The organism is Vibrio sp. 10N.222.52.B7 (genome assembly GCF_041474275.1).
GTDB lineage: Bacteria > Pseudomonadota > Gammaproteobacteria > Enterobacterales > Vibrionaceae > Vibrio > Vibrio crassostreae_C.
Map to the genome: position 1 here is coordinate 119,473 of NZ_JBFRTU010000068.1, position 10,997 is coordinate 130,469.

Annotated in this window: 8 protein-coding genes; 3 read left to right on the plus strand and 5 right to left on the minus strand. The window is 39.6% G+C overall.

What is annotated here, in order from left to right; genetic code table 11:
• The first annotated feature begins 44 nt into the window (after positions 1 to 44).
• Positions 45 to 1,325: an ATP-binding protein gene (locus AB4512_RS16780; RefSeq protein WP_017104395.1), complete on the plus strand. Its 1,281-nt coding sequence runs from the start codon at positions 45 to 47 to the stop codon at positions 1,323 to 1,325.
• Entirely contained in the window at positions 1,325 to 2,308 is a 984-nt protein-coding gene (locus AB4512_RS16785) for an O-methyltransferase (protein WP_017104394.1), read from the plus strand. Before AB4512_RS16780 ends, AB4512_RS16785 begins: the two co-directional genes overlap by 1 nt.
• Positions 2,309 to 2,416: 108 nt before the next feature.
• Here AB4512_RS16785 and dndE read toward each other — a convergent pair whose 3' ends face one another.
• The 5 genes from dndE to AB4512_RS16810 form a co-directional block, all read right to left on the minus strand.
• Positions 2,417 to 2,764: a DNA sulfur modification protein DndE gene (gene dndE / locus AB4512_RS16790; RefSeq protein ID WP_017104393.1), complete on the minus strand. Its 348-nt coding sequence runs from the start codon at positions 2,762 to 2,764 to the stop codon at positions 2,417 to 2,419.
• Complete coding sequence (gene dndD / locus AB4512_RS16795; protein ID WP_132968427.1) at positions 2,764 to 4,782, minus strand: DNA sulfur modification protein DndD; 2,019 nt, start codon at positions 4,780 to 4,782, stop codon at positions 2,764 to 2,766. The genes dndE and dndD overlap by 1 nt, the downstream gene beginning before the upstream one ends.
• 8 nt (positions 4,783 to 4,790) lie before the next feature.
• Positions 4,791 to 6,596 (minus strand): DNA phosphorothioation system sulfurtransferase DndC, encoded by a 1,806-nt coding sequence (locus AB4512_RS16800; protein ID WP_017104391.1) that lies wholly within the window; start codon positions 6,594 to 6,596, stop codon positions 4,791 to 4,793.
• Positions 6,593 to 7,672 carry a DNA sulfur modification protein DndB gene (dndB, locus tag AB4512_RS16805; RefSeq protein ID WP_017104390.1) on the minus strand — a complete coding sequence of 360 codons (1,080 nt, stop codon included), beginning with the start codon at positions 7,670 to 7,672 and terminating at the stop codon, positions 6,593 to 6,595. The genes AB4512_RS16800 and dndB overlap by 4 nt, the downstream gene beginning before the upstream one ends.
• A gap of 184 nt (positions 7,673 to 7,856) precedes the next feature.
• The gene (locus tag AB4512_RS16810) at positions 7,857 to 9,884 is read right to left on the minus strand and encodes a DNA phosphorothioation-associated putative methyltransferase (protein ID WP_017104389.1); all 2,028 of its coding nucleotides are present in this window, start codon (positions 9,882 to 9,884) and stop codon (positions 7,857 to 7,859) included.
• Between the two features lie 170 nt (positions 9,885 to 10,054).
• Here AB4512_RS16810 and AB4512_RS16815 point away from each other — a divergent pair, with 170 nt between their 5' ends.
• On the plus strand, positions 10,055 to 10,948 hold the full coding sequence (locus AB4512_RS16815; protein WP_017104388.1) for a YeeE/YedE thiosulfate transporter family protein: 894 nt from the start codon (positions 10,055 to 10,057) through the stop codon (positions 10,946 to 10,948).
• Positions 10,949 to 10,997: the final 49 nt, after the last annotated feature.

Consider the following 10,997-nt stretch of genomic DNA (forward strand, 5'->3'; position numbering starts at 1 on the left):
TCAGGTAATTAAATTACTAATAACTTTATAAATAAGGTAATGAAATGGTTGTTGAAACGCAAATTGATGCAAGTCCAACAAAAGAATTTTTTATTGAAATGTTAACTCGAGATATACCTCTTGATCGCTCAATCCTTGATTTGATTGATAATAGTGTTGATGCTGCAAAATCAAATGGGACTAAAGATCCTGAAATAAGAATTACAATGAATGAAGATAAATTTCTTATTTGGGATAATTGTGGTGGAATTCCATTAAAAATAGCAAAGGATTATGCTTTCCGATTTGGCAGACCAAAAGAAAGAGAAAATACATCATTTTCGGTAGGTCAGTTTGGGGTTGGAATGAAGCGAACTTTATTTAAGTTAGGTAATAGTTTTCGTGTGATGTCTAACTCTGAAAATAATCCATTTTCTGTAGATGTGGATGTTCAGCAATGGAAAGGATTGGATGAATGGAAATTTAACTTCACTGAACAGATTGCCGAAAGTTTGCGTTGTGGTGAAACGATAATTGAAGTAAACGATTTATTCCCATCGGTTTCTGATCAATTTAATCTTGAGAATTTTGTTTACATTTTAGGTCGAGAGTGTTCCGTTGCTCACTTTAAATCGATAAACTCTGGTTTGAAAATATATATAAATGACAAGTTGGTCGATAATTTTGAAATTAAGCTAAAGTCTTCGGAAGAATTGAAACCAGTTAATTTTAATTTCGAAAAATCAACTGTTAAAGTTAAAATTACAGCTGGAATATCAGAAAGGAGCTTGAAGGATGGTGGTTGGTATATAGTTTGTAATGGGCGATTAATATCTTCTGCAGAGCAAACCACTATTTCAGGTTGGCGCCTTGACGGTATTCCACAATATCATCCCGATTATGCTTTTTTCCGAGGGATTGTAGAGTTTGAGGCTGATGACTCGAGCTTGTTGCCTTGGACAACAACAAAAACAGGTGTTGATAAAGATAACTTCATATATAAAGCTGCATTATTCGAAATGAAAAAGGTAATGAGAGAAGTTATCCCATTTCTACGACTTAGAGCTAAAGAAGATAAGGATTTTAAAGACAACTATATTGAATGTAAGCCTTTAAATGACGCAATCGAGGTTGCCCCATTATTACTGACTGGCGATATTAGTGATGAAGTGAGCTTCACCTTCCCCGAGCCTGCAATTCGCAAAGCTAAGCCTAGCGAAGCAACAATCCAATACAAGGTTTCGTTAGAACAGTTAAGTGCAGTAAAAAAATCACTAGGGGTTACTACCAATTATGAAGTCGGAGAAGAGACTTTTAAATATTATGTACAGTATGAGTGTGATTAATGAGTAACAGTGGGAAACTGATTAATTATGGCGTGAGGCCTGCTAAAAACATCGAAAGAAAGATGATGAGAGATATGTTTTTACGCTTGTTTCCTTTTTGCCCTCTGCCTGACTATCAATATGTTGGTTTGGGTGCCAAATACTTCGTGGATTTTTTCTTATTCCATAAATCATTGCACATTGACAAAATGATTAGTATCGAAGGGGACACCAATAATCGGAAAAGGTATCATTTTAATAAGCCGTTTGATTGCATTGATATTAAATTCGGGCATTCAAATGCAGTTCTTCCAAAAATTAATTTGGATTCAAAAAGCATCATTTGGATGGATTATGACTCTCGATTTAATATAAGCATGTTGGATGATTTATCTATCGTCATATCAAAACTACAAAGTGGTTCAATTTTTTGTTTAAGTTATAACTCAGAAGTATATACACGTGATGAGTTAAAAGATTCTTCTGGAAAATTAGCAGCCGATGCTTATAAACAAAAATTTACCGAAATAGTTGGTGAAGATAACATTCCGCAGTCATTTGATGAACGAGGTTGGACAAGACAAAGTAACTTCTCAGGTTTTTTGTATGATTCAATAATTGCAAGACTGAACCGATCATTACAAGAAAGAAATGATCGACTAGTAAATGATGAAGAAAAACTACAGGTCAGGCAAGTTATGTATTTTGATTATGCAGATGGTAGTAGGATGGAAACATTAGGATTTGTATTATATAAAGTAGATGACCTAAAATTAGTTGATGCTTGCAACTTTGAAGGTTTGCCTTTTTTTAAATCAGGAAAGGAGAGTTTTACAATTAAAACCCCAAACTTAACACAGAAAGAAATCAGACATTTGTCAGAAAAGATGCCAAATTTTGATATAAGTCTTCTAGATGAAAATATATTTTCTGTAAAGGATGTTACTGCTTTTAGTGAATTGTATAAATATTTCCCTGCATTTAATGAAATTGAAGTAATGTAGAGGGTAAAGCTTACAGGAGTTTTATTGCTTAATAGTGAAGCAATTCCATTTTTAGGTTGGAATTCAAACAATGGTCATATGTACCATTGTTTGAATTTTGGTATCTGGCTATAATTTACTTGCAAGCACTTCTATAGATTTGTGATTTCTCAGTGAAGCAATTCCATCCTCAACATGAGCAGCCCAAGCTTGTTGGTATTGCTTGGCTTCTAATTCTGGGTAGTACATCTTTAAAACTAACTCAGTCACATCACTAGTTTCACCTAGCCACGTAAACTTATCCAATACTAATGAGCCATCGAGTTTCGCTTCGATGAAGTTGTACCTAAAATCACTCTCTACAGAGCGAAAAAAAGCAATACGCGCAGATACGTTTGGAGTAACCCCTGTATAGCCTTTTAGCTTCTTCAGCTGTTCTTCTGTAGTGCGGGTCAAGTTCATGCGATTAGGTAGCATTATACAGCCTCCTTGGTAGGCTCTTTCCAGAAGTAACCTTGTTTCAGTGATGAAGACTTGGTTGCACCATCAAAGCAGATTTCGTAAGTGCGAGCGATATCATCTTGAATCATGCGGGTGTAATTTTTATCGATCTCGGTGTCTGTCGATAGAATTACAACCTGGTGACTTGCTGTTGGGAAGTAGTTCTCAACCAGCTTATCACGGTGGTGCGAATCCAATCGGCCAAGCGGCGTATCGATAATAATTGGCAATTTACGGCCTGATGTTTTACCTAGCGCTTCAAGGATAGAAATAGCGTAAATTTGCTTTTCACCAGCTGACATCGCTTTACGATTGATCTTAATACCGTGCTCGTCGATTAACTCAACATCAAATGTTACTGGATTAATCGTAGCTGAGATTTTTAAATCTTCTTTTCGTGCAAGATTTTTATATGAAGCCACAAATTCGGATTCAAGTTGTTTTACGCGAGCTTTAGTTAACTGCTCTGAAAACCTATCTAGAAGTAGCATTGCATTTTGGGCATTTGCGACGCTACTGTCTTTATTTGCCTGATCTCTATTTTTGTCATGAAGCTTTTGAATTTGTCTCGCTGTTTCAAGCGCTAGTCGAAGCTCTCGTTTCGCATTTTCTAATAAGTCATGGTACTTAATAATCAGTTTTTCTTTCTTTTTATCAAGATCTCGTACATCAGAAAATAGTCCTTGGACCTGCTCTTGCTCTGGAGCACGTGCAATGTTGTTGGATGCATTATCAATGTCATCTTCAACTTGTTTTAAGCGAGTTCTAGCTTCATCAAACCGGCGGAGTGACTCTGAGGATTGCTGGTTTACTTGGTAGTCTATGGTGGCGGCCTGACGGTCAGATATATCAAGCAACAGACTTTGCTGAGAAATATCACCTAAATGGTCTGCGAGGCTATCTGTGATGGCTTCCATTGCAGCTGGAGCCGACCCACTTAGGTTGAAGGATAGTTTAGCTCGTAGTGTCTCAAGGAATGAATCTAGTTCTTGGCCAAAGTTTTGTTTTTGTTTGATGCTCTGTTCTTGCTTGATCTTCTCAAGTAATGAAAACATTGTATTTGGAGCAAGTGAAAACGGTAAGCTAGTTTCCATTTCCATACGGATCTGTTTTTCTAACTCGACTTTCTCTTTTAGTAACTCATCAACTTTTAGTGTTTCGGCTTCACGGGTTTTCGCCCATGCGCCACCACTTTGTGAAAGTTTGTTCTCTAAGTTGAGAATGTCATTTGATGTGAGCTCTATTTGAGCGTCAACAATATCCGCTTCTCCACGTAGCCTTTCTGAATTACGCTCATGTTCGATACGCTTGGTATCGAGCGAATCCATTTCTTCGCGGATTGATTGAGTAAGCGTTGAGGAGCCTTGTTTCTTTAGGTAAATACTTAAATCACTCTTAAGCTTCCCAATAACATCTAGCCCTAGTAGGCGACGAACTGCCGTCTTTAAAACCTTCCCTGATTCATCTTCAGCCAAATCAGCGATTTTTTCACCATCAAAGAAGAAAAGATCAGCGATGCCAGTTGGGATTAATTCGTTTAAGAAACCTTGGCATTGTTCGTAATTGAGCTCGGGAATGGGAAGGCCATCTTTTTCGAGGGACAAATTGTCCTTCTTGTCTTTTTTCCAACCACGAATAACTTTGTATGTGTTTTCTTCACCGTTTTGGCTGTATTTAAATTCCAGTTCAATAGATGCATTGTCTTGAACACCACCGTGCCCAACACCCTTATGGATCAAATCACCTAAAGCTTCAATATACTCGCCATTCGACATCAATTGGCCAAACGATTGACGACCAAAAAGAGCCAAACGAACGGCAGTTAGAATTGATGTTTTACCTGCACCGTTTAAGCCACCGAATAAAATGATCGGGCGTTCGGTGCCTTCAATAGCGCCGTTTAAACTAAGACGAGCAGGCGCCGGACGTAAATCTATTTCGTGGTATCCACGAAATACTCTGAAGTTGTTTAACGTTAATTTAGTAATCAGCATGACTTTAATTAAAACTCTTTTAGTAGCTGCTTATCGATATCAATCAATTGTTGATTGTAACGGTCAATTTCTTGCTGGTGAATATCAAACTCTGCCTTGCTTTGTAGTGAGGCATGCTTTTGTTTGATCTCTTCAAGGCTTCCCCAGTCTTGCTTCAGTAGTGAAGCAATCTTATTGTTGATTCCGCTACGTCGACTTAGACCTTCCATTGAGACTTCAAGCTCAATTAGCTTCATTATCATTTCAGGTGCAATATCGAAATCTTCACTTAGCTCGTTGATAATTAGGGCATCATCTTTACCAAAACTTGCATTGTCGTCATAAACCCAATCAAGATCGTAGCCATAAACCTCATTGAAAATAGTCGGTAGGGAGTCATCCCAGTCAGGCTCGTTTGGATCGTGGATCCATTCTTGGCGAATAGCATGTAACTCTGGAACTGTTATAAGCTCAATTTCACGACCTTCAGATTTGTATTTCTTATCGAGCTCCAACAATTCACGCAACCACTGGCGACGATATTTTAGCCAGTAAGGGCCGGGAATAAATCGGATTAAATGCCAAGCAAGTTCTGTAGGATTCGGGTGAGCAGGGGTGCTTTTAACTAACTGATAGGAGTAGTGTTCAAGCAAGTGACCGTCTTGATACAGTCGAACCTGGGTTCCATCATCAGAAATTTCAAGGTGTTGCCCTTCGCCAAGAGTAATGCTACTTTTTACATCCTCAAGAGTTTTTAGCTCGTTACCTTTGTATGATGCTTGGTTTGTCACTTTCCCTGTACGACGCTTAAAGTTTCGGTATTCATCCTTATTTTTTGGAATCCCCGTTTCAGCGAGCATATCTCTGAATTCTAATAAAGGTGACATCCAAGATTCACCGTTTTGAATCAAACTTTCCATAGCGCGGTCTTTAGTTACCACGGTACATGTCCAGCATCCAAAACGAGAATTACCACAAGATGGGGTGGTTTCGTCAATAACCATTGGGCATTCCCCCTGGCCTGAAGAGTCTTTATAAAGATTCCAAAGAACTAAGTTTTTCCCTCCCCAAGGGTTTTCCCACTCAAGATCGTACCGATTGCTCCAGATGTTTTTGATGCCATAAGGTGTTTTTTCGGTTGTTAGATGGCAGAGCCTTAAAATTTTCCACACGTCATCCACACCCCAAGTATCGATGGGTGTAAAGATAAACGCATTGGAAAGAGTTGTATGGCGAGCCAGACGAGAGCCGTCAATTTTATGCTTTGCAATTACTTGAGCACGAGAAGCACTTTCATCACTACGCGAACCTAAAACCACAATAACTTCATCAAACTGAGATACTTTAGATTTTATGAAATCACTGACAGGGTTTATTTTCATTCGCTCTGTACACCATCGGAAAGAACGTGTGGGTGCAGGGTAACCTTTGCCTAATAGACTAGACCAAAAGGTTTGAGAATCTTCAGGGACAACTTTGTGACAAGTGATCGGCAGGTTGTCTCGCTTGGCCCCTTTGCTAATAGCGTCTAAAGAATTGTTAATATGATTAACAACCACAGGGGTTTCGACAAGCGTATCGGAGGTCACAACAAAAACAGGTTTTGAGCGTTCTTCCTCTTTAAGGCCAAGTAGTGCCATGTAGATCAAGGTCATTATTGCAGATGAGTCTTTACCTCCGCTGTAACCAATCACCCACGGTCTTTTATCTGCACAATAGACGCGTTGGACGTCAGCAATATAGTGACTGAGTTTATTGTTTGCGAAATCTTCAGTGTTGATAAATTCTTGATATTCTTCGGCGAGATCTTCCGCCAATTGTAGCTCGTGTATCATGATAACTGCTTCTCTAGAGCTTTTTCTTCTGGGGTTAGTGGTAACCCCAGTTCAATTTTTAGTGCGTTGGCAGTTAGCTGAATATTCATTGTCGACTTACTCAGTTTGCCATGGTTCATACTGCGTTTTATCCATTCAGGATTGGTCTTTAACCAGTCTACGTCAGCTAGTTTTTGTAATTTCTTTTTCCAATCTTTAGGCTCTTGGCACAGAAGGTGTTTTCCTAATACGCCAATTGCATGTAAACCAACACCGTGTGCATGCAAGTACTCTTGACGAAGTTGTGCTGGTGAAATTTCTTTATCGATAACTAGTTGCCAATCTTTGATGTACCGTGTCACTTCTTCCCAAAATTCCGCAGCTAATTTTTTTTCTTCTTCGGTAAAGCCGTCTTTTGGTCCTTTGCTTAAAAGTGCTCTAGTAGATTGCTTTATGCTACTTAAGGTAAAGAGCTTATTCGATTTAGGACTGATGTTGGATTTTTCCATTTCGGTTAGACCAACAAATGGCTTTATATTTTTTGCCAATTCCCTTGCTAGTTCTGAACTTTCATCACGATGATCGTACAACGTGCCCAACGATGGGCTTGGTTTAACCGCATATTTATTTAAGTCCGCGAACATTTGTTGGCTGCGGCCCAAACCTTCATCAATGAAAAACAAAACAGGGATATTGTCTTGGCCTAAATCAGGGTTTTCTCGAAGTGCTTCTTCAATCGCTTTGCGTCGGTGTTGCCCATCATTAATCAAAATTTGAGCATCCATAGGGATCTTAAGTGTTCCTAGATTTGGTGCTCCATCATGATCATCGAACGATATATCAACACCTACCGATGCGGTCAAAGCGGAGAAGACGTATTCTTTGGGATTGTCTAACAAGTATTTGACCATCTCAGGAATACGAGTTTTATTTAGGGTTCTTTGAGCTCTCAGCTCGGGTGGAACGTCATCTTCGTTGTAGCTGAAAATTTTAGGGATAATCCTAAGAGGGCAAGTCGCAATATAGAAGGGGCGTCCTGCTTGAATACCTCTAACGGCAGGGAAAGAGTAACAGTAGCCTGAATCCTGATTTAGCATATTAGCCTCTATATATGTCATTTTAATATGACATATATATTAGTCGGTACGTTATTTTTTGACAAACTAAAGTTTGAGTTTGTTATGTTAGGGCTGGTTTTGTGCGATAAATAACATGAGTATGCCAAAATTAGCGTCGTATTTTACAGCGATGTAATTGAGATTTCCATGTTTTACCTAATTTTTATGAAGGTTTCTTCGTTACCAGATTGAAGCCTTTAATGTGCTTATTGTGTTTACCCAGTAGCGCTTCAAACTCTGCTCTGTTCATTTGCGCTTCTTCGTTGGAATCATAATCCATTAGCAACGCTAAACGCTGGTCAAAATTTTTCTGTTTTTTATACTTCTTATCGTTAGTTTGTATGTATAAGTGTTTGTTGAGTAGTGGCGGCCTACGCTGTTCATTTACGTAATCGAAGAAGTCGATGTCTTGCTCAGCCATCTTGATTTTTATACGCTCAGTTAAAAAGGGCACCGACTTTTCAAAGGCATCATAAGCGGCTAGGGTGAGTTTTCCTGATGTGATGTGAATCTTTATGAGATCAATTTCGTCACCTAGTTCGCCATACATTTGCAACCCTGAACCTACGTATACTCGTAGCAGTAGTGGTAAGTCATCGATAAGGTCTCGATGTAGGATCAGTGAGTGCCCTTCGTTTAGCAGGCTTGCTGGTAGTTGGCCGTGTGCTTTCTCGCATTGCTGATGAATTAAGTCGGTGTCGGCAATCGCAAACAGTAATTCCGCAGCTAGGTTGATTGCGGTTTTGTAATCATCAAACAAGGCTTTGATGTCGCGCTTTAGGGGTTCTGGTTGCAGCGTATAGGGTTTTCTTTTTTCAAACAGTCCCATAGCAAAGTAGAGGAGAAGATCTTCTTTTCGGCTCTTTTCTGCTTGTTTAAATTCTTTGGTATCAAACATCTCTTGCAGTAAGTTAAAGGTTTTTCTGTGTGAGCCTATTAACTCAAGAATTTTGTCAGATTGTTCAAATTCATCATTGGCAGGAATACGCCCTAGTTCTAAGCAGGTGTTCCAAAAGTCATTAAACAAGTCTTGATGTTGAGTAATAAGCAGTTTGGCTTTGTCTTTGGCTTCAATAGGCTCTGGTGACGTCAGTTGCTGCCATTTGTGGCGGCGTTTGTATTTACTTTGCAGGTACTGTTGCTCTTCCAATTTGTCTTTGAAGATATAGAAAATACCAGGTGCGACGGTAATGGCTTCTTCTTGTAAGCTTCTCTCTATGTACGCTTTGATCTCTGATTGCGCGTAGTATTTTTGGAAGGTGTTACGAGAGGTGATGACCCCATCTTTATAAGGTTTGAACTGAGCAATGTAGTTTTCGTTAGCCAGCATGACAGAAACCACTAGAAACTTGTCTGCTAGCTCCCATGCGTCTAGTAGGGCTTCGAGTCTGTCATCTTGATCTTCTATTACGTTAAGAACAAACCCTATGTTTACGATATCAGAACTGGATTTGTCGTTGTCGGGTTGAAAGTTCGGATCCCAACCCAGAGCATCGAGGCCATGTGCTTCGAGCTCTCTTAAATCGTCTCCGCGGCCACAGCCATAATCGAAAATTGAGTGTTCGCCTTTTAAGTAGCCATGTTTAACGAGAGTCTTCATTGGTGCGGAGAGTTCATGACGCACGATGGCGGTTCTGTACCTATCAATCCCAGTTTCTTCTTGCGTTGTTACAGAGGAGCATCGGAATAGTCGACCATCGACAAGCTCGTAACCATTGCGTGCTATTAGGTTTTCCCAAGAACGTTTAAAACCAATCAAACGGCTGTTTTCGTACAGGCCTGCATTCTCGCCTTCTTGTGTGAGTGAAACGAAATGTTCGTAATATTCACTTGTTGGTAAAACCATGGTCTCTTTTCTATGTAAGATCGGTGGGTTTTCAGATTCGCGATAACCTGTAATTTTGTGGCTTAGTTTAGAGAGGTCGACATTGAGGCTCTGTTCTAATGCGGGATAGGAATCAGTATAAAAATTAGGGTAGTGGAGAAGAGATAAACGGAACTCTTTTTTAAACAGCTTAACGAGGTTCCAATCATCTTCATCTAAGTTAACGGCTTTTGCTACGGCAGGAATGAACTGTATCAGTGCATTAGGTAGCGCACTGAATGCATCTTTATGAAGGTAAATCGCATTGGGCAGTTGTTTGCCCATGTTAACCTCAGCCACTAATTTAGAGAATTGATTCACATCCATGTTAGTTGCTCTTTTTAATGTTTATTAGTTTAAAGTACCGAATAGATGCTGTGTGCATTTGAGACATGTCAGTTGATGAGTTGTGAGTTCATGGCGAATTCTTCCAAGAATTGAAGATTCTTAACTATAGTGTTTAGTAATGTCTTTTCAATACCCCCTAAGGCACAACTATGTTGCTTCTATCACTTTTCTTCATCACGGTCATTGGTTTTCTAGCCCAAACTACCGGGCTTTGTATGGTGCGAGGAGTGAAAGAAGCGACAAGCGGAAAACCAGTATTTTTAATCTCAATTCTTTTAAGTGGGTCGTCTGTTTGGTTAGCAATAGCTATCGCATATTTTCTGGAGCAGCCTATTCGCTTGAATAGTAACTTTCCCACGATATTGACGGCTCTTGGAGGGTTTATTTTTGGTTTAGGTGCGGCATTCAATGGCGGGTGCGGAGTATCGACCATTAGTCGTTTTGCCCGAGGTCAGGTAATGATGGTAGCAACAATTCTAGGTTGGCTGGTGTCATGGCTTTTATTCGTTGATCTCTTTACTGATAGAGCAGGGAAGGCATATTTAATCTCCCCCGTTTTGCACATAATGATACTAATTGGTTTATCAGTAATACTACTTGTTGTTGCTTCAAAAAGTGATACTAAAACTCGTAAGCTTTGGTTGTCTATGCTGGGGATCGGTGTCATGGCAGGGCTAGTATTTATTTATGAACCTCATTGGACTCCCAGTGGGTTGTTAAAATCTGTCGGGCTATCGGTATGGAATGGAAATGGAGCTGCTTGGCCAAGATCTGAAAGGTTCTACTTATTCTTTTTTCTTGTGCTTGGCATGGCCATAGCGGCTTTTGTAACGAAATCATTTAGGTTTGAATTTGTGTCATTGATTCAGCTAACTAAGTATTTCTTTTCAGGAACATTAATGGGATTGGGAGCAGTTATGGCCGGCGGCGGAAATGATTCACAGTTACTAGTCGCATTACCTGCGCTATCCGCTGCTGGTCTTGTGGCTACATTGAGTATTGTTATTGGTATTTTTATAGGATTGAAGTTGTTGGATAAATGAGGTGTTAGTAGTGTGCCATTTATCTATTTTAGTGCCGACGCTCTTCAGC